At 63.3% G+C, this 22645-nt stretch carries 18 protein-coding genes and 1 rRNA gene (1 of these 19 running past the window's edge); 6 read left to right on the top strand and 13 right to left on the bottom strand.

Going from position 1 to position 22645, the window contains the following annotated elements:
* The first annotated feature begins 94 nt into the window (after window positions 1-94).
* Window positions 95-1471, top strand: a complete 1377-nt coding sequence (locus tag L1O02_RS27435; RefSeq protein WP_060837384.1) for an MFS transporter — start codon at window positions 95-97, stop codon at window positions 1469-1471.
* 76 nt (window positions 1472-1547) lie between these two features.
* On the opposite strand, the gene L1O02_RS27430 is transcribed toward L1O02_RS27435, so the two are convergent.
* From L1O02_RS27430 to L1O02_RS27420, 3 genes are all read right to left on the bottom strand, one after another.
* The gene (locus tag L1O02_RS27430; protein WP_016966700.1) at window positions 1548-2501 is read right to left on the bottom strand and encodes an adenosine deaminase; all 954 of its coding nucleotides are present in this window, start codon (window positions 2499-2501) and stop codon (window positions 1548-1550) included.
* 178 nt (window positions 2502-2679) lie between these two features.
* On the bottom strand, window positions 2680-3645 hold the full coding sequence (locus L1O02_RS27425) for a 2-oxoglutarate and iron-dependent oxygenase domain-containing protein (RefSeq protein ID WP_060837385.1): 966 nt from the start codon (window positions 3643-3645) through the stop codon (window positions 2680-2682).
* A gap of 65 nt (window positions 3646-3710) precedes the next feature.
* Window positions 3711-4793: a BMP family ABC transporter substrate-binding protein gene (locus tag L1O02_RS27420; RefSeq protein WP_060837386.1), complete on the bottom strand. Its 1083-nt coding sequence runs from the start codon at window positions 4791-4793 to the stop codon at window positions 3711-3713.
* Between the two features lie 323 nt (window positions 4794-5116).
* Here L1O02_RS27420 and L1O02_RS27415 point away from each other — a divergent pair, with 323 nt between their 5' ends.
* On the top strand, window positions 5117-6205 hold the full coding sequence (locus tag L1O02_RS27415) for a calcium:proton antiporter (RefSeq protein WP_060837387.1): 1089 nt from the start codon (window positions 5117-5119) through the stop codon (window positions 6203-6205).
* On the opposite strand, the gene L1O02_RS27410 is transcribed toward L1O02_RS27415, so the two are convergent.
* From L1O02_RS27410 to L1O02_RS27400, 3 genes are all read right to left on the bottom strand, one after another.
* Window positions 6202-7209, bottom strand: a complete 1008-nt coding sequence (locus L1O02_RS27410) for an SUMF1/EgtB/PvdO family nonheme iron enzyme (protein ID WP_060842390.1) — start codon at window positions 7207-7209, stop codon at window positions 6202-6204. The genes L1O02_RS27415 and L1O02_RS27410 overlap by 4 nt on opposite strands.
* A 111-nt stretch (window positions 7210-7320) precedes the next feature.
* Window positions 7321-8679, bottom strand: a complete 1359-nt coding sequence (locus tag L1O02_RS27405; RefSeq protein ID WP_108546006.1) for an 8-oxoguanine deaminase — start codon at window positions 8677-8679, stop codon at window positions 7321-7323.
* 205 nt (window positions 8680-8884) lie between these two features.
* Complete coding sequence (locus tag L1O02_RS27400) at window positions 8885-9568, bottom strand: SDR family oxidoreductase (RefSeq protein ID WP_060837390.1); 684 nt, start codon at window positions 9566-9568, stop codon at window positions 8885-8887.
* A 331-nt stretch (window positions 9569-9899) separates the two neighbouring features.
* Between L1O02_RS27400 and L1O02_RS27395 the strand changes: the two genes are divergently transcribed.
* Window positions 9900-10337: a hypothetical protein gene (locus tag L1O02_RS27395; protein ID WP_108546007.1), complete on the top strand. Its 438-nt coding sequence runs from the start codon at window positions 9900-9902 to the stop codon at window positions 10335-10337.
* Here the strand turns inward: L1O02_RS27395 and L1O02_RS27390 are convergent.
* From L1O02_RS27390 to L1O02_RS27360, 7 genes are all read right to left on the bottom strand, one after another.
* On the bottom strand, window positions 10334-11260 hold the full coding sequence (locus L1O02_RS27390) for an ABC transporter permease (protein ID WP_060842394.1): 927 nt from the start codon (window positions 11258-11260) through the stop codon (window positions 10334-10336). The genes L1O02_RS27395 and L1O02_RS27390 overlap by 4 nt on opposite strands.
* Window positions 11260-12366 carry an ABC transporter permease gene (locus tag L1O02_RS27385; RefSeq protein ID WP_060837393.1) on the bottom strand — a complete coding sequence of 369 codons (1107 nt, stop codon included), beginning with the start codon at window positions 12364-12366 and terminating at the stop codon, window positions 11260-11262. The genes L1O02_RS27390 and L1O02_RS27385 overlap by 1 nt, the downstream gene beginning before the upstream one ends.
* An 11-nt stretch (window positions 12367-12377) precedes the next feature.
* On the bottom strand, window positions 12378-13943 hold the full coding sequence (locus tag L1O02_RS27380; RefSeq protein ID WP_060842396.1) for an ABC transporter ATP-binding protein: 1566 nt from the start codon (window positions 13941-13943) through the stop codon (window positions 12378-12380).
* A 531-nt stretch (window positions 13944-14474) separates the two neighbouring features.
* The gene (locus L1O02_RS27375) at window positions 14475-15056 is read right to left on the bottom strand and encodes a YigZ family protein (RefSeq protein WP_060837395.1); all 582 of its coding nucleotides are present in this window, start codon (window positions 15054-15056) and stop codon (window positions 14475-14477) included.
* 5 nt (window positions 15057-15061) lie between these two features.
* The gene (locus tag L1O02_RS27370) at window positions 15062-15730 is read right to left on the bottom strand and encodes a TetR/AcrR family transcriptional regulator (RefSeq protein WP_016966688.1); all 669 of its coding nucleotides are present in this window, start codon (window positions 15728-15730) and stop codon (window positions 15062-15064) included.
* Window positions 15731-15817: 87 nt separating this feature from the next.
* Window positions 15818-17212, bottom strand: coding sequence for a nucleobase:cation symporter-2 family protein (locus L1O02_RS27365; protein ID WP_060837396.1), 1395 nt, complete (start codon window positions 17210-17212; stop codon window positions 15818-15820).
* Window positions 17213-17342: 130 nt separating this feature from the next.
* Window positions 17343-18263: a LysR family transcriptional regulator gene (locus L1O02_RS27360; protein ID WP_060837397.1), complete on the bottom strand. Its 921-nt coding sequence runs from the start codon at window positions 18261-18263 to the stop codon at window positions 17343-17345.
* A gap of 124 nt (window positions 18264-18387) precedes the next feature.
* On the opposite strand from L1O02_RS27360, the gene L1O02_RS27355 reads away from it, so the two are divergent.
* The 3 genes from L1O02_RS27355 to L1O02_RS27345 all read left to right on the top strand — a co-directional run.
* Window positions 18388-19737, top strand: a complete 1350-nt coding sequence (locus tag L1O02_RS27355) for an aspartate aminotransferase family protein (protein WP_060837398.1) — start codon at window positions 18388-18390, stop codon at window positions 19735-19737.
* A 74-nt stretch (window positions 19738-19811) separates the two neighbouring features.
* Window positions 19812-21305: a CoA-acylating methylmalonate-semialdehyde dehydrogenase gene (locus L1O02_RS27350; protein ID WP_060837399.1), complete on the top strand. Its 1494-nt coding sequence runs from the start codon at window positions 19812-19814 to the stop codon at window positions 21303-21305.
* Between the two features lie 626 nt (window positions 21306-21931).
* Window positions 21932-22645, top strand: a 16S ribosomal RNA gene (locus L1O02_RS27345) (it continues 825 nt past the right edge of the window).

The following is a 22645-nucleotide window of genomic DNA, read 5'->3' as shown; positions in this document are numbered from 1 at the left end:
TCGCTGCCTGACGCGAACAGGTCGCCCTCAGCCATCCGTCCCGGCCTCGATCCCGCACACTCGGACGGTCCAGCATTCAACCGGGGGAACGGGCATGGCCATACAGGGATACAGCGCCGCCGAGCGCTTGGAACGATTGCCCATCAGCGGTTATCACCGGGTGATCTTCATCATTATCGCCCTGGCGTTTTTCTTCGATTCCATGGACCTGGCGATGATGACGTTCCTCCTCGGCTCGATCAAAACCGAGTTCGGCCTGAGCTCGGCCCAGGCCGGCCTGCTGGCCAGCTCCAGTTTCTTCGGCATGGTGCTCGGCGCGTCGCTGTCGGGCATGCTCGCCGACCGCTTCGGGCGCAAGCCGGTGTTCCAATGGAGCATCGTGCTCTGGGGCCTGGCCAGCTACCTGTGTTCCACCGCCCAGAGCGTGGACAGCCTGACCCTGTTCCGGGTGCTGCTGGGGATCGGCATGGGCATGGAGTTTCCCATCGCCCAATCGATGCTTTCAGAGATGATCCCGGCGCAGCGCCGTGGACGCTACATCGCCTTGATGGACGGCTTCTGGCCCCTGGGTTTCGTTGCCTCCGGGGTGCTGTCGTATTTCCTCCTGCCGCTGATCGGCTGGCGCGACATCTTCCTGGTGCTGGCGATTCCGGCGGTGTTCGTGCTGGTGATCCGTTTCTTTATTCCCGAGTCGCCGCGCTGGCTGGAGCAGGCCGGGCGGCATGCCGATGCGGACCGCGTGCTGGGCGACATCGAGAACAAGGTCCGGGCTTCCCTGGGCACGGCGCAGTTGCCGGAGCCGGTGCGCCTGCCACGCCTCGACAGTGCGCCGGGGCACTTTTTCTCCGCGCTGAAACAGATCTGGTCGCCCCTGTACCGGCAACGCACGTTGATGATCTGGAGCCTGTGGTTCTTCGCCCTGCTGGGTTTCTACGGGCTGACGTCCTGGCTCAGCGCCTTGCTGCAAACATCCGGTTTTGCCGTGACGCAGTCGGTGTACTACACGGTGCTGATTTCCCTGGGCGGGATTCCCGGGTTTCTCATGGCCGCCTGGCTGGTGGAGCGCTGGGGACGCAAGCCGGTGTGCATCGTGACCTTGCTCGGTGGCGGGGTCATGGCGTTCTTCTACGGACAGAGCGCGGTGTTTGGCGGCAACGTCGGGCTGCTGATCGGCACCGGGCTGTTGATGCAGTTCTTCCTGTTCGGCATGTGGGCGGTGCTCTACACCTACACGCCCGAGCTGTACCCGACGTCGGCCCGGGCCACGGGCTCGGGCTTTGCTTCGGCCGTTGGCCGGATCGGTTCGTTGCTGGGGCCCTTGGTGACCGGGCTGGTGTTTCCCATCACCGGGCAGGGCGGGGTGTTTGCCCTGGGGGCGGCGTGCTTCGTGATCGCGGCGGGAGTGGTCTGGCTGTTCGGGATGGAGACCCGGGGCAAGACGCTGGAGGCGTTGAGCGAGGCGGGGGGCTGATAGAGAGGGGAGAGCTGTTCGCTGGCCAGCCGGCTCCTACATGAACCTGTAGGAGCCGGCTGGCCGGCGAAGGCCGTTACGGTTTGACCAGCCGCGCATCCAGGCTGTTCTGCGCCAGGCGCCGGGCCTGGTCCTGGGTCATGCCCAGGTCGGTGTACAGGGCGTGGAAGTTCTCGGTGACGTAGCCGCCGAAGTAGGCCGGGTCATCGGAGTTGACCGTGACCTTCACCCCGCGCTCGAGCATTTGCAGGATGTTGTGCTGGGACATGTGGTCGAACACGCAGAGCTTGGTGTTGGACAGCGGGCACACGGTCAGCGGGATCTGCTCGTCGATGATGCGCTGCATCAGCCGCTCATCCTCGAAAGCGCGCACGCCGTGGTCGATGCGCTGGATCTTCAGAAGGTCCAGGGCTTCCCAGATGTACTCCGGCGGGCCTTCCTCGCCGGCGTGGGCGACGGTCAGGAAGCCTTCGCTGCGGGCGCGGTCGAAGACCCGCTGGAACTTGCTCGGCGGGTGACCCATTTCCGAACTGTCCAGGCCCACGGCAACGAAGGCATCGCGGAACGGCAGCGCCTGGTCGAGGGTTTTCTGTGCTTCTTCTTCGCTCAAGTGGCGCAGGAAGCTGAGGATCAGGCCGCTGGTGATGCCCAGTTGCTGTTCGCCGTCCTTGAGGGCGGCGGCGATGCCGTTGAGCACCACTTCGAACGGGATACCGCGGTCGGTGTGGGTCTGCGGATCGAAGAACGGCTCGGTGTGGATCACGTTCTGCTCTTTGCAGCGCAGCAGGTAGGCCCAGGTCAGGTCGTAGAAATCCTGGGAGGTGCGCAGCACATCGGCGCCCTGGTAATACAGGTCGAGGAATTCCTGCAGGTTGTTGAAGGCGTAGGCCTTGCGCAGGGTTTCGACGTCGCTCCAGGGCAGGGCGATCTTGTTGCGTTCGGCCAGGGCGAACAGCAGTTCCGGTTCCAGGGAACCTTCCAGGTGCAGGTGCAACTCGGCCTTGGGCAAGGCGTTCAGCCAGTCATACATGGTGTTGTCTCATCAGGTGCAGGCGGGCGCTGCGAGAGTGATGCGCTGCCGGGGCCGTGCCCTTCTCTGGGGAACTGGCGGCGGTTGCGGCTATCGCCAGGTTTTCACCGGGCCCGAAAAAGCCGCCATTCTACATCTGGCGGCGCCATTGTTCGGTAAAACCTGACCGAATGGGCGATCAGGCCTGCTCCAGCTCCCGGCGATAGGCGTAGGTATCGGCAAAGCGCGACAGCAGGAATTCGGCGCAGGTGGTCACCGGGTACTTGGCCGGGTGCTCCGCGTCCTGGCAGCCGGGCAGGCATTCGATGCGGGTGTCCGGGTGCGGTTCGGCAAAGAACGGCATCGAGTAGCGGTCCACCCCCAGCGGGCTGATGACCCGGTGCGGGGTCGACAGGTAACGGTCGTTGCTCCAGCGCGCCATCATGTCGCCGAGGTTGACCACGAAGCTGCCTTCGATGGGCGGCGCATCGATCCACTGCCCCTGGACGTTGCGCACCTGCAAGCCACCGGCGGTGTCCTGGTAGAGCAGGGTGATGCAGCCGTAGTCGGTATGGGCTCCCGCGCCTTGCTGTTCTTCGCTGCTGGCGGTGTGGCGCGGCGGATAGTGGATCAGCCGCAGCACGCTGACCGGGTCCTGGAAGCGGCGGTCGAAGAAGTCGCGCTCGATGCCCAGGGCCAGGGTCATGGCCCGCAGCAGGGTCTGGGCCAGGGCCTGCATGTCCTGGTAGTGCTGCTCCATCAGGTCTTTCCAGCCGGGCAGGTGCGGGTGGCGGTTGGGGCCGCGCAGGGGCTTGTCCGCCACTACCTCGGGATGGTCATACGGCAGGTGCAGGCCCATGTCGAAGGTTTCCTTGAGGTCGCTGGGCTTGCCCGGGTCCAGTTGCTCGGTGGCGATGGCGCCGTAGCCGCGGTGGTGGCGGCTCTGGGTGATGTCGATCTTGAGTTTTTCGGCGCTGGGCAGGGCGAAGAAGTGCTTGGCCATGGCCAGCAATTGCTCGATGCGTTGCGCGCTGATCGGGTGGCCCTTGATGTAGAAGAAGCCCCACTCGCGACAGGCGCGGTCGATCTGTTTGGCGACACTGTCCCAGCCTGGCTGGGCCTCCTGATACAGCGGGCTGATATCGATGATCGGCAGTTGATGCATGAAATGGCTCCCATCCGGTTGACGGTCAGCCGTCGCTGCCGGATGTTCCGGCAGCGACGACCAGCTTATTTGGGGAGGTCTGCCTTCAGGCCTTCGACGTAGTAGTTCATCGAGGCCAGTTCGGCATTGCTGGCGCTGACCCCCGCGGCGATTTTCTCGACCCCGGCCTGGTCCTTGATCGGGCCGGTGAACGGGTGGAACTCGCCGCTCTTGATGCTGGCGATGATCTGCTCGGCCTCGGTTTTCACCGGGGCCGGCAGCAGGTCGCTGAGGGGCAGCTCAACCGTACCCTCTTTCAGGCCGCCCCAGTAGTCCTGGGATTTCCAGCTGTGATCGAGCACCCCCTGGGTGGCCTGGATGTAGTGCGGGGCCCAGTTGTTGACGATGGAGGTCAGCACCGCCTTGGGGCCGAAGTGGGCCATGTCCGAGGCGTAGCCCACCGCATAGACGCCGCGGCGCTCCGCGGCCTGGATCGGCGCCGGGCTGTCGGTGTGCTGGAAGATCACGTCGGCGCCCTGGTCGATCAGGGCGTTGGCGGCGTCGGCTTCCTTGCCCGGGTCGAACCAGGAGTTGACCCACACCACCTTGATCTCGGTGCCCGGGTTGTACTTGTTCAGGGCCAGCTGGATGGCGTTGATGTCGCGGATCACCTCCGGGATCGGGAACGAGGCGACGTAGCCGATCTTCTTGCTCTTGGTCATCTTCGCCGCGAGAAAGCCGCCGACGTAACGCCCCTCGTAGGTGCGCGCCAGGTAGGTGCCAAGGTTCTTGTCCTGCTTGTAGCCGGTGGCGTGTTCGAAGGTCACCTTGGGGAACTGCTTGGCGACTTTCAGGGTGGGGTTCATGTAGCCGAAGGAGGTGGTGAAGATCAGGTCGTAGTTGTCCTTGGCCATGTTGCGGATCACCCGCTCGGCATCGGCGCCTTCGGCCACGTTCTCGACGTAGTTGGTCTTGATCTGCTCGCCGAACTTTTCCGCCAGGGCCTTGCGTCCCTGCTCATGCTGATAGGTCCAGCCGTGGTCGCCGATGGGGCCGATGTAGACGAAGCCGACCTTCAGCGGGTCGGCGGCGCTGGCGGTGAGGCTGGCACTCAGGCCGATGGCGGCGGCCAGGGCGCAGAGCAGCTTGTGCAACGGGCGTGTATGCATGAATGGAAGCTCCATCTTGTTGTGAGGGGGGCGGGCGGCAAACGCTGCAGGCCAATGCAAATAGCTGACCAACAGGACAACAAAGATGGCGGTTGCGCCGGCGAGGCGGTTCCTACGGGGGCTTTGGGGCGCGCTTTTCGCTGGCAAGCCAGCTCCTACGGGGCTGGAATCTAGGGGCCGGCTTGCCGGCGAAGGGCTTTCAAGATCCAACCCGGTGCGCGGTGCCTGAGGCTGGTGCACTAACATGTAACGAAACGTTAGTGACCCGAAGCAGTCTTTTACTCATCTCCTGTACTCGTTTTTATTTCCGTCAAAGGACTGCAATGTTCACTTCCCTCAAGCAAGAACAGTTTTTGCTGCTTGCGCTGCTGGCGGCCGTGGCCGCCTATCCCCTGGAACACCTGTTGCTCAATAGCGGCCAAGGCATCGCCCTGATGGCCGGGTTGGTGCTGATCGGCTTTATCGTCATCGCCTCGATGCGCGTCGCCCATCACGCCGAACTGCTGGCGGAAAAGGTCGGCGACCCCTACGGCACCATGATCCTGACCCTGGCCGCTGTGTTGGTGGAGGTGGTGATCCTGGCCATCATGATGAGCAACGAAGCCTCGCCGACCCTGGTGCGCGACACCATCTATTCGGCGGTGATGCTGGACATCAACGGCATCCTCGGCCTGGCCGCGCTGATGGGCGGCATCAAGCACGGCGAGCAGCCCTACAACGACGATTCGGCGCGCACCTACAGCGTGATGATCCTCACCGCCATGGGGGTGTCGATGGTGGTGCCGGAGTTCATCCCCGAGGCCGACTGGAAGGTCTACTCGGCCTTCACCATCGGTGCGATGGTGGTGCTCTACACCCTGTTCCTGCGCATGCAGGTCGGGCCCCACAGTTACTTCTTCAGCTACAGCTACCCGGAAAAGCGCCGCAGTAAAGAGGCCCAGGAACAACCCCAGGCCATCAACCTGGCCTGGAGCATCGGCATCCTGGTGTTCGGCGTGGTGGTGATCGGCGCCCTGGCCGAGGTGATGTCCAAGACACTGGACCTAGGCCTGGAAGGCACGGGCGCGCCGCCGGTGATCACGGCGATCCTGGTGGCGGCCATTTCCGCAGCGCCGGAGATTCTCACCGCCCTGCGCGCGGCCCTGGCCAACCGCATGCAGTCGGTGGTCAACGTGGCCCTGGGCGCGTCCCTGTCGACGGTGATCCTCACGGTGCCGGTGATGGAGGCCATGGCCCTGTACACCGGCCAGCCGTTCCAGATGGCCATGACCCCGGTGCAGACGGTGATGGTGTTCATCACCCTGATCGTCAGCGCGATCAACCTCAACGACGGTGAAACCAACGCCATCGAGGGCATGACTCACTTCGTTCTGTTTGCCACCTTCATCATGCTGTCGCTGCTGGGTCTTTAAAGCGGCTGGGCTGACTGGATGGCACAGCGAAAGCTGACTCCAGGGGCATTCCAGGCCGCGAGTGCCCCCCAACTCCAACGACGCACGGTGCTGGCCGAGGGCGAAAAGGTCGGGTCGTTGGCATTTACGTTGTTGGCGCCCCGTTGCGCCCGATAAATGCCTGTTTCAGGCCCTTGCGGGTTCTCCACGGGAGACTCGCGATAGTAGTGTTTATCGTACCAATCGTTGACCCATTCACTGGCGTTGCCGGTGAGGTTGTAGAGGCCCAGCGGATTGGGCACGAACCTATCCACGGCGAAGGTTTCGTTGTCGTCAGGGGCCGGGAAGTTGCGGCCGTAATCCAGATTGCCGTTGTCGGTGGCGAACATCACCGGTTGGCCGCGGTTGCGCGCCGCATATTCCCATTGGGCCTCGGTGGGTAGATCGACGGGATAGCCGCTGAGCTCTGCCAGCCAGCCGCAGTAATCCTTGGCTTCTTGCCATTCTTTAGACGCCGGGGCGGGCAGGTTTGCCTGGTAAAGGTGCTTCATCTCGGCGAGTTCGCGCAGTTTTGCGTCGAACGGCGGCTTGCCTTGGGCCAGGAAGAACAGATCAAAATCGCCCAGGGTGGTTTGCAACGAGGACAGGTAATAGCTGCTCAATTTGACCGGATGAACGAAGTCGTCATCGACCTCGAGGCTGATCCGCTCCATTTTTTCCGGGGCCACGCCACAGGGCCATTGGCACAAGGCCTGTGGGTCGAAGCCACGGGGCCAGCCGAAATCACCCATCTGGAATTCGCCCCCCTCAATCAGCACCATGTTGTCCAGCGAGCGGACCACTGTGTTGAGTACGGCCTCGCGGTTTTGTGGGGACAGATTCGGGTATTTACGGCTGATGGTCGACGCAATTTCTGCCACTTTTTCAGCTGACAGCACGTTGCTGGGCGGGCCAGCAACCTCCTGTTTCTCGCAGCCTGAAATCAGCAGCGCGACGCAGAGCGCCAGTCCGTACTTTGGTTTCACGTAATGTCCCTATAGCGGTTCGTTCGAGGGCGGAAACTAACATGTTTCCTCAATCCGATTCCGCTTAAGGCGCAGGCGAGGGATCGGGGCCCTCGCCGTTGGAGTCAAGGATCAGCTACCAGCGATCAACTGCCGGGCCGCCTGGCTGTGATCGGCGATCAGGTTTTTCAGGTCCAGGCCTTCGACCTGGCCATCAATCACCCGCCACTGGCCGCCGATCATGACCCGATCCGCCCGATCCGCGCCGCACAACAGCAGCGCCGAAACCGGATCATGGCTGCCCGAGAAACGCAGTTCATCGAGCTTGAACAACGCCAGGTCCGCCTGCTTGCCCACCGCCAGCTCGCCGATGTCGGTGCGGCCCAGCAGGCTCGCCGAACCCCGGGTCGCCCAGCCCAATACCCGCTCCGGGGTGATCTTCTCGGCGCCGTAGCGCAGGCGCTGGATGTACAGCGCCTGCCGCGCTTCGAGGATCATGTTCGACGCATCGTTGGACGCCGAACCGTCCACGCCCAAGCCCAGGGGCGCGCCGGCGTCGGTCAGCTCGATGCTGGGGCAGATGCCGGAGGCCAGGCGCATGTTCGAACTCGGGCAATGGCAGATGCCGGTGCCGGCAGCGCCCAGGCGGGCGATTTCATCCGGGTTGAAGTGGATGCCGTGGGCCAGCCAGGTACGCGGACCGAGCCAGCCGACGCTGTCCAGGTAATCCACGGTGCGCAGGCCGAAGCGCTGCAGGCAGAAGTCTTCTTCGTCGAGGGTTTCGGCGAGGTGAGTGTGCAGGCGCACATCGAGTCCGTTGGCCAGTTCGGCGCTGGCCGACATGATTTCCGGGGTCACCGAGAACGGCGAGCACGGCGCCAGGGCGATCTGGATTTGCGCGCCGTCGCCACGCTCGTGGTATTGGCGAATCAGGCGCTGACTGTCGTCGAGAATCACCTGGCCTTCCTGCACGGTCTGTTGCGGTGGCAGGCCGCCGTCCTTTTCGCCCAGGCTCATGGAACCGCGGGTGAGCATGGCGCGCATGCCCAGCTCACGCACGCTTTCGACTTGCACGTCGATGGCGTTTTCCAGGCCGTCGGGAAACAGGTAGTGATGGTCGGCGGCGGTGGTGCAACCGGAGAGCAGCAGTTCGGCCAGCGCCACTTTGGTCGCCAGGGCGAGTTTTTCCGGGGTCAGCCGGGCCCAGACCGGATACAGGGTCTTGAGCCAGGGGAACAGCGGCTGGTTGACCACCGGCGCCCAGGCCCGGGTCAGGGTTTGGTAGAAGTGATGGTGGGTGTTGATCAGGCCCGGCAGCAACACGTGCTCGCGGGCATCGAAGACCTGCTGGCAAGGGCTCGCAGGCTGTTGGCCCTGGCCCAGCACTTCAACGATCAGACCGTCTTGCACGACCAGGCCGCCACGGGCGTCGAGGGCATTGCCGGTGAAGATGGCCAGGGGATTTTTTAACCAGGTACGGGTCGCAGGCATGGTGGCCGGCTCCTCTGAAAGTGGGTTCAGGTTAGCCAGCTCAGTGTTGCCCTGTCTGCTGATCCAGGGTCGCCGCAAGGGGCGAGGTGCGCAGTCTAGCGAAAGATTTGCCGGGGGACAAAACTTGCGGTTTGCCCCCCCGTTGCAGCGCCTTGGCAGCGCTGTGCAAGCACTACCTGGGACACTGGTTGCAGGGGTTGCGGGCTTACCAGGGGATGGTTTCGCCCTTGTAGTTGACGAAGTGATGCCCGCCCTTGCCGGTGTAGGCATTGACCTGGGCGATCAGCCCGCGGGTGCTGGTTTCCACGTCGATGTCGGCGCCTTCGCCGCCCATGTCGGTCTTCACCCAGCCAGGGTGCAGCGAGAGCACGGTCAGCTTCTGTTGCAGCTGGGTGACGAAGCTGTTGGTCATGGAGTTCAGCGCCGCCTTGCTGGCCTTGTACAGCGCCAGTTCCGGAGCATCCGGCATGGTCACGCTGCCCAGCACCGAACTCATGAACGCCAGCACGCCGCTGTCCTTGCGGATCTGCCCGACAAAGCGCTGGGCCAGGTTGATCGGCGCCACGGCGTTGGTGAAGAACAGCTGGCCGACTTCGGCCAGGGTCGCGTGGCCCGGCAACTGGTTGTCCGGGCCCTTGACCCCGGCGTTGACGAACAGCAGGTCGAACACCTGATCCTTGAGCTTGTGGCTGAGGGCGATCACGGCTTGCTGATCGTCCATGTCCAGCTGCTCGATCTGCACCTTGCCCAACGCTTGCAGGGCCTCGGCCTTGTGCGGGTTGCGCACGGTGGCAGTGACCTGCCAGCCGTCTTCGAGCAGGCGCTGGACCAGGCCGAGGCCCAGGCCCCGGGAAGCGCCGATGATCAGAGCGGTTTTTGCCGTGGACATGAGGAGGCTCCTTGAAAAATGAGGATCACGGATTCAATGGACAGGCTTGGCCGAGCCGCGGTTGCAGCGCCTGGCGCAAGTGCCCCGGTTCGCTTGCGCGGTCTTGATGCAGAGCCGCAATGACCGCCTCTCGGGCGGACAGTCGCGACACCTTTTGGCGCCGCGCGGGGACGCGGCCAGCCCGCGTTGCGGGTCGAAGCTCAGGGTGTGGTGGCTGACGGCGCAGGCGGCCAGTTCTGCAATGCGCATGCGTGGGGCTCGAAAGGGCTTGACCCTGGAGCATACTCCAGGCTTTAGCCTGCGCGCTCCTTGAATCGATGGAGCGACATCTATGTGGACGACCGAGCAGTATCGGACATTGGTCCGGGCCAGCGGCTGGTATGACTTGCTGATGACCCTGGCCTTTGTCACCCCCTGGAGTTTCATGGCCCTGCACGGGTTGCTGCAGGACACGGCCCAGGCCTTGCACCTGGCGGGCAGTCTGCCGCCTTTCGAACCGACCCACCTGTTGATGGCCAACCTGATGGGCTCGATTGTCTGTGTGTGGGCGGTGCTGCGGATTCGCGATCCGCAGCAGGCGTTTGGCCGATATGACGCGGTGGGACGCATCCTTTTCGCCAGCTGGCAGCTTTATGCCCTGATGCACGGCGCCACGGCGCTGCTCTGGGGGATCCTGTTGTTCGAGCTGGCCTGGTGCGTGGCGCAGTTGCTGCCGGTCAAAGGCGTCGTCGGCAAGCCGGCTGCAGCGGGGCGCGTGCCGGTCATCTAATGGCCCGCCTGCCATGGCTGGCCCAGGGACACCGGTGCGTACAGGCGAGTGCGCAAGGCGTCCCTGGACAGCAGCACCAGCACCAGGATGGTCGCGGCATAGGGCAGCATCGCCAGCAGGTTGGCCGGAATCGCCAGCCCCAGGCCCTGGGCTACCAGGTGCAGGATGCTGGCCAGGCCGAACAGGTAGGCGCCGAGCAACAGGCGCCACACGCGCCAGCTGGCGAACACCACCAGGGCCAGGGCGATCCAGCCGCGACCGGCGCTCATGTTCTCGGCCCACATCGGCGTGTAGGCCAGGGACAGGTAGGCCCCGGCCAGCCCGGCCATGGCGCCGCCGAACAGCACTGCGAGCGTCCGCACCCGCAGCACTGGCAGGCCCATGGCACTGGCGGCGTCGGGATTTTCGCCGACGGCCTGGATGATCAGGCCGATCCGGCTCTTGAGGATGACCCAGGCCACCAGGGCGAACAGGACGAAGGACAGGTACACCAGCGGGTCCTGGGCGAACAGCATGCGGCCGATCAGCGGGATGTCGCTGAGCAACGGCAGTGCCAGGGGCTCGAACCCGGCCAGGGGCTTGCCGACCCAGGCCGCGCCGACAAAGCTCGACAGGCCGACGCCGAAAATGCTCAGGGCCAGTCCGGTGGCCACCTGATTGGCGTTGAACACCAGGGCCACCAGGGCGAACAGCGCCGACAGCAGCATGCCCGCCGCCATCGCCAGCAGTACCCCGAGCCACAGCTGCCCGCTGTTGAGGGCGACGATAAACCCCACCACCGCGCCGAACAGCATCATGCCTTCCTGGCCGAGGTTGAGAACCCCGCTTTTTTCACAGATCAGCTCCCCCAGGGCCACCAGCAGCAAGGGCGTGCCGCAGCGGACCATGGCGTAGAAGATGTTGCTCAGCAGATCGATGTCCATCACAGGGCTCCGGCGGTTGCGCTGAGGGGAGTGTCGCGGCGTGCCCAGCGCAGGTTCAGGCGCGGCCGGTAGAGGATCAGTACGTCGCAGGCCAGGAGGAAGAACAGCATCATTCCCTGGAACAGCTGGGTGATGGCCTGGGGCAGGTTGAGGGTCATCTGCGCGCTTTCGCCACCGATGTACAGCAGCGCCATGAGCAGGCTGGAGAACAGGATGCCGATCGGGTTCAGGCGCCCGAGAAAGGCCACGGTGATCGCGGCATAGCCATAGCCGGGGGAGACTTGCGGCACCAGCTGGCCGATAGGGCCGCTGACTTCGCAGACCCCGGCCAACCCGGCCAGGGCGCCGCTGATCAACAGCGCCAGCCAGATCAGGCGCTTTTGGCGGAAGCCGACGAAACCGGCGGCGCGCGCGTCCAGGCCCAGCACCTTGATCTGGAAGCCGACAAAGCTTTTCTGTAACAGCACCCAGACCGCCACCAGGGCCAGCAGGGCAAAGTACACCCCGGCGTGAACCCGGCCGTCGTCCATCAACAGCGGCAGGCGGCTGAAGTCGCCGAACATCGCCGACTCGGGAAAGTTGAACCCGGCGGGGTCCTTCAAGGGGCCGTGCACGCAATACAGCAACAGGTTCAGGGCGATGTAGTTGAGCATGATGCTGGTGAGGATTTCATTGGCGTTGAAGCGGGTGCGCAACCAGGCGGTGAGCCCGGCCCAGGCGGCCCCGGCCAGGGTGCCGGTGAGCAGGATCAGCACCAGCGCCCAGCGGCTTTGCAACTCGATGAGGTTGACCGCCAGGGCACTGCCGGCCAGGGCCCCGAGCAGCAGTTGGCCTTCGGCGCCGATGTTCCAGATGCGGGCCCGGTAGGCCACCGCCAGGCCCAGGGCGCAAAGCAGGATCGGCAGCGCCTTGACCAGCAGTTCGGAGACGCCATACAGGTCGCTGAGCGGCGCGATCAGCAAGGTGTGCAAGGTCAGTATCGGGTCCTGTCCCAGGGCCATGAACAGCAGGGCGCCACAGCCCAGGGTCAGCAGCGCGGCCAGCAGGGGCGAGCAGCCGAGCATCAGGCGCGATTGCCGTCCGCGGGGTTCGAGTGAAAGCAGCATGGACGACTCCGTTACACCGCTAAGGCGGGGGCTGAAGGGGACGGGGTGAAATCGCCGGCCATCCAGCCGCCGATTTCCACCAGGGAGGTGTCGGCGCAGTCCTTCAACGCCGACAGGCGACCGCTGCACAGGGCGCCGATGCGATCGCTGATCTGCAGCAGTTCATCCAGGTCTTCGGAGATCACCAGGATCGCCGCCCCGGCGTCGCGCAGGGCGATCAGTGCCTGGTGAATGGTGGCGGCAGCGCCCACGTCCACGCCCCAGGTCGGGTGTGCGGCGATCAGCAGGCGTGGCTGCTGGAGGATTTCGCGCCCGAGGATGAATTTCTGCAGGTTGCCGCCGGACAGGCTACGGGCCGGGCTTTGGGCGTCGCCGGTCTTGACCCCGAAGCGCTGGATGATGCGCTCGGCCAGGGCCCGGACCCGGGATCGTCGAATCAGGCCGTGGCGCACCAGTCCCTGCTCGAAGGCGCTGAGCAGGGCGTTGTCTTCCAGGCTCAGCTCCGGCACGGCGCCGTGCCCCAGGCGTTCGGCGGGGACGAAGGCCAGGCCCTTCCGGCGCCGCGCATCGGGGTACAGGTGGCCCACCGCCTGGCCGGCAAAGCAGATGCGTCGGGCCTCGTCGGCTGCCAGGCGCTGCTCGCCGCTGAGCAGCGCCAGCAGCTCGTCCTGGCCATTGCCGGCGACCCCGGCGATGCCGACGATCTCGCCGCTGCGCAGGGTCAGGTCGATGGCCTTGAGCGAGCAGCCAAAGGGATCGGGGCTGTGCCAGCTGAGGTGGTCGATGCGCAGGAAGTCATGGCTGCCCCGGGCTTTGGGGTGCTCGGTGATCATCGCCGCGGCGTCGCCGACCATCAGCCGCGCCAGTTCCGGGTCCGAGCACTGCGCAGGAATACAGTGCCCGGCCACCCGGCCCGCGCGCAGCACGGTGGCGCTGTGGCACAGGGCGCGCACCTCGCCGAGCTTGTGGCTGATGAACAGGATGCTGCAGCCCTCGTCGGCCAGCCGGCGCAGGGTCATGAACAGATCGTCGGCCTCCCGGGGCGTCAGGACCGAGGTCGGTTCGTCGAGGATCAGCAGACGGATGTCCTGCATCAGGCAGCGCACGATCTCCACCCGCTGGCGCTCGCCGATGGACAGGCTGTGCACCAGGCGCTGGGGTTCCAGGGGCATGCCATAGCGCTGGGAAACCTCGCGGATCCTGGCTTCCAGCTGGTTCGGCGTGCCCGCGCCGCGGCCCATGGCCAGGGCGATGTTCTGCGCCACGCTGAGGGTTTCGAACAACGAGAAATGCTGGAACACCATGCCGATGCCCAGGCTCCGGGCCTGGGCCGGGTTGGCGATGGACTGACGGCGCCCTTGCCAGAGCAGCTCTCCGGAATCGGCCTGGACCACCCCGTAGATGATCTTCATCAAGGTGCTTTTGCCGGCGCCGTTTTCCCCCAGCAAGGCATGGATTTCCCCGGGGGCGATGCTCAGGTCGATGGCGTCGTTGGCCAGGCAGCCGGGGTAGCGTTTGCTGATCTGGCGCAGTTGCAGGCGCGGTGTGGGGACAACGGGCACGGCGGAATTGGGCATGGCTGGCTCGACGGCTGGGCGGTGTGCCTGTGGATAAAGCAATTTCCTGGCCAGTGGGTCAGAAAAACCGGGAGGTCCCTCAGGCATGCACCTTGAGCGATGAGCCACGACCCCGGACGAGCACCAGTTCGGGGCAAAGTGCTTGAAACGGCTCCTTTTTTGTCCGCCAGCCGGTGAGCGAAAAATGATCAGTTGCCTGCAGGCCCTGTGGCGTCAGGGGCTGAAGCAGCCTTGCACGGGTTATCCACAGCTTGCTCCACAGTAATTGTGTGCAAGCAGCCGGCTTGGGCATAAGCCGGGGGCGGTTGTTTCCGAACCGCGATAAAGCGCCCTAAGCTGCTGTTTTTCAGTACAAAAAGCTCGGCCCTGGGATTTTTGGATAAAAACTGAGCAAAGCCCGCAAAGCCACGTTGCAGAAGGGTTGCAGCGCTATGTGCTCAGGTTATCCACAGGCGGGTGCACAGCCGATGTGGGCAACTGCGCCCGGGGTGCCCAGGTTATGCACAAGGTGGCCGGGCCGGCTTGGTGCGTTCAGCGCTGCAAGAGGATGCGTCCGCGGCTGAGGTCGGCCAGTTGCTGTTGCAGGGTATCGATCAGGGCTTCACCCAGGGCCAGTTGCAGCTCCACGCCGTTGGCGGTGAACGCTTCATCCACCAGTAATCCGCCCAGTTCGGCGATGCGCAGTTTGACCAGGGCCAGCTCGCTGAAGCTGCAGGCGCAGCGCAGTGGCACACGGTTGACCAGGGCAATGCGTTCGGCGCTCTGCAGGCATTTGTTGGCGCCGCCGCCGTAGGCTCGGGCCAGGCCGCCGGTGCCCAACTGAATGCCGCCGTACCAGCGGATCACCAGTACTGCCACCTGATCGCAGTCCTGGGCTTCGATGGCCGCGAGGATCGGTCTGCCGGCGGTGCCGCCGGGTTCGCCGTCGTCGTTGCTGCGGTACTGGTCGCCCAGTTTCCACGCCCAGCAGTTATGGGAGGCGTTGAGGTCACTGTGCTGCTGGATGAAGGCTTGGGCCTCGGCCGCGCTGCTGATGGGCGCGGCGAAGGTGATGAAGCGGCTTTTGCGAATCTCCTCGCGGTATTCGCAAAGGCCGGCCAGGGTAAAGGGCATGGGCGTCAGTCTTTCTGGGCGGGAGTCAGGCCACAGCCTTTGAGAATGATGCGGATCAGGTTGTTGCCGGCCGCTTCGAAGTCCTGCTTGGTCAGGCGGCTGCGGCCGGTGACGCGGCAGATCTGGGTGGCGAAGTCGGCGTAGTGCTGGGTGCTGCCCCAGAGCAGGAAGATCAGGTGCACCGGATCGACCGGGTCCATCTTGCCGGCGTCGATCCAGGCCTGGAACACCGCGGCGCGGCCCTGGAACCAGGCGCGGTAGTCCTGGCTGAAGTATTCGCTGAGGCATTCGCCGCCGCTGATGATTTCCATGGCGAAGATCCGCGAGGCCTGGGGCTGGCGCCGGGAAAACTCCATCTTGGCGCGAATGTAGCGGGTCAGGGCCTCGGCCGGATCGTCCTCGGCGGTGAGGGTGTTGAAGGTGCTGTCCCAGAGTTCGAGGATGTTGCTCAGCACCGCGATGTACAGCCCCAGCTTGTTGGTGAAGTAGTAGTGCAGGTTGGCCTTGGGCAGCCCGGCGTTCTGCGCAATGGTGTTCATGCTGGTGCCTTTGAAGCCGTGACGGGCGAACTCGTCCTCGGCGGCCTGGATGATGGCCTCTTCATTCTTCTGCCGAATGCGGCTGGCGGGTTTGCCGGGGTGAGGAGTGCTGTGGGCGGGGACTTCAAAGGTCATGGAGGTTTCCGAGCAAGTCTGTGGGTGCAACCTGTGCGTTGATAGCGCACCCACGTGGATCAGACAAGCCTTGGTGCGACAAAAGCTTCAGCGGGCGTTCAGGCCGGGTTTTTCCGGCGCCGGATTTATGTCGTTCGGCAGGCTTTTGCCCTCCGGCAGCAGCAGGCACATGAGCAGTGCAGTGAGGCCGCCGCTGGTGATTGCCGAGTCGAACAGGGTCTGCACCACCTGGGGCAGCAGGTGCAGCAGGTTCGGTTGTGCGGCGATGCCCAGGCCGACGCCGAAGGACGTGGCGATGATCAGCATGCTGCGCCGGTCCAGGGGCGCCTGGGCGAGAATGCGTACCCCGGCGGCGGCGACACTGCCGAACATCACCAGGGTGGCGCCACCGAGTACCGGTTTGGGGATCTGTTGCAGCAACGCGCCGATCAGCGGGAACAGCCCCAGGCAGAACAGGATCAGGCCGATGTACAGGCCGACGAAGCGGCTGGCCACGCCGGTCAGCTGAATCACGCCGTTGTTCTGGGCGAAGGTGGTGTTGGGAAAGGCGCTGAAGGTGGCGGCGATCAGGCAGCTGACGCCGTCCCCCAGGACCCCGCCCTTGAGCCGACTTATATAGGAAGGACCGCTGATGGGCTGGCGCGCCAGCATGCAGTTGGCGGTGAGGTCGCCGACGGTTTCCAGGGTGCTGATCAGGTAGATCAGGGCGACGGGGACGAAGGCGCTCCAATCGAAACTGAAACCGTACTTGAAGGGTTGCGGCAGGCTGATCAACGGCAGGTCGGGCAGGGGCTGGGGCACCAGCTTGCCGCTGAACCAGGCCACCAGGCTGCCCAGGGCCAGGCCGATGATGATGGCGCTGAGGCGAATCCACGGGGTGTCGCTGCGGTTGAGCACAATGATGGTCAGCAGCACCAGCAGGCCCAGGCCGAGATTGCCCGGGGCGCCGAAGTCCGGGGCATTGAAGCCGCCTCCCAGATCGGTGATGCCGACCTTGATCAGGCTGATGCCGATCAGGGTGATGACGATGCCGGTGACCAGCGGGGTGATGACCCTTCGCAGTTGCCCGATAAAGCGGCTGAGGACGATCTGTACCAGGGCGCCGAAGAAGCACACGCCGAAGATCATCGCCAGGATGTCTTCCGGGCTGCCGCCCCTGTGCTTGACCAGGAACCCTGCCGCCAGCACCGCGCCCAGGAAGGCGAAACTGGTGCCTTGCAGGCAGATCATTCCGGCGCCGATGCCCCAGGGGCGACGTGCCTGGATAAAGGTGCCGACCCCGGACACCATCAGCGCCATGCTGATCAGGTAGGGCAGGTGGGTGGACAGGCCCAGGGCCGAGCCTATGACCAGCGGCGGGGTAATGATGCCGACAAAGCTGGCCAGCACATGCTGCAGGGCGGCAAGCAGCGCGGCCGGGGGACGCGGGCGGTCGTTGAGGCCGTAGATCAGTTCAGTGGGGCGGGAAGGGTCGGACGACATGGCATGGAACTCGGGCTGAGGGTTCTGGATGCCCGGGTCTGTGCAAAAAGCTGTCCAAGTGATCAGTTTATTGTCGAAAATGTCGCTCCGGGCCTTTGAATGCGCGGCTTTGCCGGGGCCGGACGGGGATTCAGCGAGTCGCCGCCAGGCTCTCCAGAAAGCTCTCCAGCACCAAGTGGGGGCGCCGTCCCTTGCGAGTGACCGAAGACAGGCTCAGGTCATAGAAGCGCGACTTGGGCTTGAGGGCGCGCAACCGGCCCTGTTGGACCCAGAGAGCGGCGTAGTGGTCGGGCAGGTAGCCGATGTAGCGTCCGGTGAGGATCAGGAACGCCATGCCTTCGCGGTCGGATGCACTGGCGGTGCAGTTCAGCGCCTGGTAATGGGCCTGGATCTCCGCCGGCAGGCGGAAGGTCGGGGCAATGGCGTCCTGGTCGTTGAGGCGCTGGTCGTCCAGTTGCCTGTCGTCGACATAGAACAGCGGGTGGCCCACCGCGCAGTACAGCAATGAGCGTTCGTCGTACAGCGGCTGATACTCCAGCCCGGACAGGGCGCTGGCCTGGGGCACGACGCCGACGTGCAGGCGGCCGTCGAGTACCCCTTGCTCGACCTCGCTGGGGGCGATCATGCGGATCTGGATCTGCACATCCGGCCCGCGCTCCTTCAGTTGCGCCAGGGCGTGGGTGATGCGCATGTGGGGCAGGGTCACCAAGTTGTCGGTGAGGCCGATGATCAATTCGCCCCGCAGATGGTGGTGCAGGCCGTTGACCTCGGTGCGAAAGCTTTCCAGGGCACTGAGCAGTTGCAGGGTCGACTGATAGACCTCGCGGCCTTCCTCGGTGAGGGAAAAACCGGCGCGTCCGCGTTGGCACAGGCGCAGGCCGACGCGCTGTTCCAGGTCGCTCATCTGTTGGCTGATGGCCGAGCGGCCGATGCCGAGTACGGTTTCTGCGGCCGAGAAGCCGCCGCACTCCACCACGCTGCGAAAGATCCGCAGCAGGCGGATATCAAAGTCGCTGACTTGCGCCAGCGGGTCGGCTCGACGGCTACTCATAGTTTAGTGGGGGCCAGACTGAAGGTTATTAAAGTTGGATTTCACCGACTTTATAGCCGTGGCAACTTAGTCGCAACAACGCTTTTGTTCCTATGCCGCTTCATTGCCTCGCGAGGTTTTGCTCATGAACATGCCGGAAACCGCTCCTCAGTCCCTGGCCAGTCAGCTCAAGCTTGACGCTCACTGGATGCCCTACACCGCCAACCGCAACTTCCAGCGTGACCCGCGGCTGATCGTCGGCGCCGAAGGCAGCTGGCTGGTGGATGACAAGGGGCGCAAGGTCTATGACTCGCTGTCCGGTCTGTGGACCTGTGGCGCCGGTCACTCGCGCAAGGAGATTCAGGAAGCGGTATCCAAGCAGCTGGGCACCCTGGATTACTCGCCAGGCTTCCAGTTCGGCCATCCGCTGTCGTTCCAGCTGGCGGAGAAGATCACTGACCTGACTCCGGGCAACCTGAACCATGTGTTCTTTACCGACTCCGGCTCCGAGTGCGCCGATACCGCGGTGAAGATGGTGCGTGCCTACTGGCGCCTGAAAGGCCAGTCGACCAAGACCAAGATGATCGGCCGTGCCCGTGGCTACCACGGGGTGAACATCGCCGGCACCAGCCTGGGCGGCGTCAACGGCAACCGTAAGCTGTTCGGCCAGGCGATGATGGATGTCGACCATCTGCCGCACACCCTGTTGGCCAGTAACGCGTTTTCCCGGGGCATGCCGGAGCAGGGCGGCATCGCCCTGGCCGACGAGCTGCTGAAACTGATCGAGTTGCACGACGCTTCCAACATTGCAGCGGTCTTCGTCGAGCCGATGGCCGGTTCCGCTGGGGTACTGGTGCCTCCACAGGGCTACCTCAAGCGTCTGCGGGAAATCTGCGACCAGCACAATATCCTGCTGGTGTTCGACGAAGTGATCACCGGCTTTGGTCGCACCGGTTCGATGTTCGGTGCCGACAGCTTCGGCGTGACCCCGGACCTGATGTGCGTGGCCAAGCAGGTCACCAACGGCGCCATTCCCATGGGCGCGGTGATTGCCAGCTCCGAGATCTATCAGACCTTCATGAACCAGGCGACTCCCGAGTACGCCGTGGAATTCCCTCACGGCTACACCTACTCGGCGCACCCGGTGGCTTGTGCGGCGGGCCTGGCGGCACTGGATCTGCTGCAGAAGGAAAACCTGGTGCAGAGCGTGGCTGAAGTCGCTCCGCATTTCGAGAATGCGCTGCACGGCATCAAGGGGGCGAAGAACGTGATCGACATCCGTAACTTCGGCCTGGCCGGCGCGATCCAGATCGCGGCCCGTGACGGCGATGCGATCGTGCGTCCGTTCGAGGCCGGCATGGCCCTGTGGAAAGCCGGTTTCTACGTGCGCTTCGGCGGCGACACCCTGCAGTTCGGCCCAACCTTCAATAGCAAGCCGCAAGACCTCGATCGTCTGTTCGACGCGGTTGGCGAAGTGCTGAACAAGCTCGACTGATTCGATCCCTCTTATATAGAAGCAGGCATGAAGCGTTTCGTGCCTGCGCCTTCCCCCCTTTCAGGAGTCCCCGCATGAGTCTGATTCAACACCTGATCCACGGCGAGCTGGTCAGCGACAACGGCCGTAGCAGCGACGTGTTCAACCCGTCCACTGGCAAGGCGATTCATAAAGTGCCGCTGGCCAGCCGTGAAACCATCCAGCAAGCCATCGATTCTGCCAAATCCGCGTTCCCGGCCTGGCGCAATACGCCACCGGCCAAGCGCGCCCAGGTGATGTTCCGCTTCAAGCAACTGCTGGAGCAGAACGAGGCTCGCATTGCCCAGCTGATCAGCGAGGAGCACGGCAAGACGCTGGAGGACGCGGCTGGTGAACTGAAGCGCGGTATCGAGAACGTCGAATATGCCTGTGCCGCGCCGGAAGTTCTCAAAGGCGAGTACAGCCGCAACGTGGGGCCGAACATCGATGCCTGGTCCGATTTCCAGCCACTGGGCGTGGTGGCCGGTATCACTCCGTTCAACTTCCCGGCCATGGTTCCGCTGTGGATGTACCCGCTGGCCATCGTTTGCGGCAACTGTTTCATCCTCAAGCCATCCGAGCGCGATCCAAGTTCCACCCTGTTGATCGCCGAGCTGCTGCATGAAGCCGGTCTGCCCAAGGGCGTGCTGAACGTGGTGCACGGTGACAAGACCGCAGTGGATGCGCTGATCGAGGCGCCGGAAGTCAAGGCGCTGAGTTTTGTAGGGTCGACGCCGATTGCCGAGTACATCTACGCCGAAGGCACCAAGCGCGGCAAACGCGTTCAGGCGCTGGGCGGGGCGAAGAACCACGCGGTCCTGATGCCCGATGCCGATCTGGATAACGCCGTCAGTGCTTTGATGGGCGCAGCCTATGGTTCCTGTGGTGAGCGTTGCATGGCGATTTCGGTAGCCGTGTGCGTAGGGGATCAAGTGGCTGATGCTCTGGTTGCCAAGCTGGTGCCTCAGATCAAGGCGCTGAAGATTGGTGCCGGCACTTCCTGCGGCCTGGACATGGGACCGCTGGTTACCGCGCAAGCGCGTGACAAGGTCAGTGGCTATGTAGAAGACGGTGTTGCCGCGGGCGCGCAACTGGTGGTGGATGGTCGTGGCCTGAGCGTGGCCGGTCACGAAGACGGTTTCTTCCTCGGTGGCTGCCTGTTCGACCGTGTCACCCCAGAAATGCGCATTTATAAGGAAGAGATCTTTGGGCCGGTGCTGTGCGTCGTCCGGGTCAACAGCCTGGAAGAGGCCATGCAACTGATCAACGATCACGAGTACGGCAACGGCACCTGCATCTTTACCCGTGACGGTGAAGCGGCGCGCCTGTTCTGCGACGAGATCGAAGTGGGCATGGTGGGCGTCAACGTACCGCTGCCGGTGCCGGTGGCCTATCACAGCTTCGGTGGTTGGAAGCGCTCGTTGTTTGGTGACCTGCATGCTTATGGTCCTGATGGGGTGCGTTTCTACACGCGCCGCAAGGCTATCACCCAGCGTTGGCCGCAACGTGCCAGCCATGAAGCCTCGCAGTTCGCCTTCCCAAGCCTGTAAGTTGTGAAGCAGCAAAGGCCGGCCCTCATGGGCCGGCCTTTGCTTTTATGGGCTTTCTGACCGATATGACAGATTTATGAAAATATGTGTTGACGGCAGATTCTACAGGTCTATAATTCGCCCCACTTCCGGCGCAGTCGAAACGGAAAACTCCTTGAGATTCAACGAGTTACGCAGTTTTCGGCAGCGGTTACGCTTCAGTTTATCGAAGCCAGAAGCAGTTAGTAAGGCAGTGTGTTTTCGCCTTGTTAACGATTCGATCATCTCGGTCGAAAGCGGTTAAAAAGAGGTGTTGACAGCAGCGTGTAACGCTGTAGAATTCGCCTCCCGCTAACGAGAGATCGAAAGCGCAAGTGGTTGAAGTTGTTGAGGAAATCTTCAAAAACTTCTTAAAAAATCGCTTGACAGCAAATGAGGCTGCTGTAGAATGCGCGCCTCGGTTGAGACGAAAGATCTTAACCAACCGCTCTTTAACAACTGAATCAAGCAATTCGTGTGGGTGCTTGTGGAGTCAGACTGATAGTCAAAAAGATTATCAGCATCACAAGTTACTCCGCGAGAAATCAAAGATGTAACCAACGATTGCTGAGCCAAGTTTAGGGTTTTCTCAAAACCCAAAGATGTTTGAACTGAAGAGTTTGATCATGGCTCAGATTGAACGCTGGCGGCAGGCCTAACACATGCAAGTCGAGCGGCAGCACGGGTACTTGTACCTGGTGGCGAGCGGCGGACGGGTGAGTAATGCCTAGGAATCTGCCTGGTAGTGGGGGATAACGTCCGGAAACGGGCGCTAATACCGCATACGTCCTACGGGAGAAAGTGGGGGATCTTCGGACCTCACGCTATCAGATGAGCCTAGGTCGGATTAGCTAGTTGGTGAGGTAATGGCTCACCAAGGCTACGATCCGTAACTGGTCTGAGAGGATGATCAGTCACACTGGAACTGAGACACGGTCCAGACTCCTACGGGAGGCAGCAGTGGGGAATATTGGACAATGGGCGAAAGCCTGATCCAGCCATGCCGCGTGTGTGAAGAAGGTCTTCGGATTGTAAAGCACTTTAAGTTGGGAGGAAGGGTACTTACCTAATACGTGAGTATTTTGACGTTACCGACAGAATAAGCACCGGCTAACTCTGTGCCAGCAGCCGCGGTAATACAGAGGGTGCAAGCGTTAATCGGAATTACTGGGCGTAAAGCGCGCGTAGGTGGTTTGTTAAGTTGGATGTGAAAGCCCCGGGCTCAACCTGGGAACTGCATCCAAAACTGGCAAGCTAGAGTATGGTAGAGGGTGGTGGAATTTCCTGTGTAGCGGTGAAATGCGTAGATATAGGAAGGAACA

This window comes from Pseudomonas sp. BC42, from assembly GCF_021560055.1.
GTDB lineage: Bacteria > Pseudomonadota > Gammaproteobacteria > Pseudomonadales > Pseudomonadaceae > Aquipseudomonas.
This window is presented reverse-complemented; position numbering and strand designations above follow the sequence as displayed.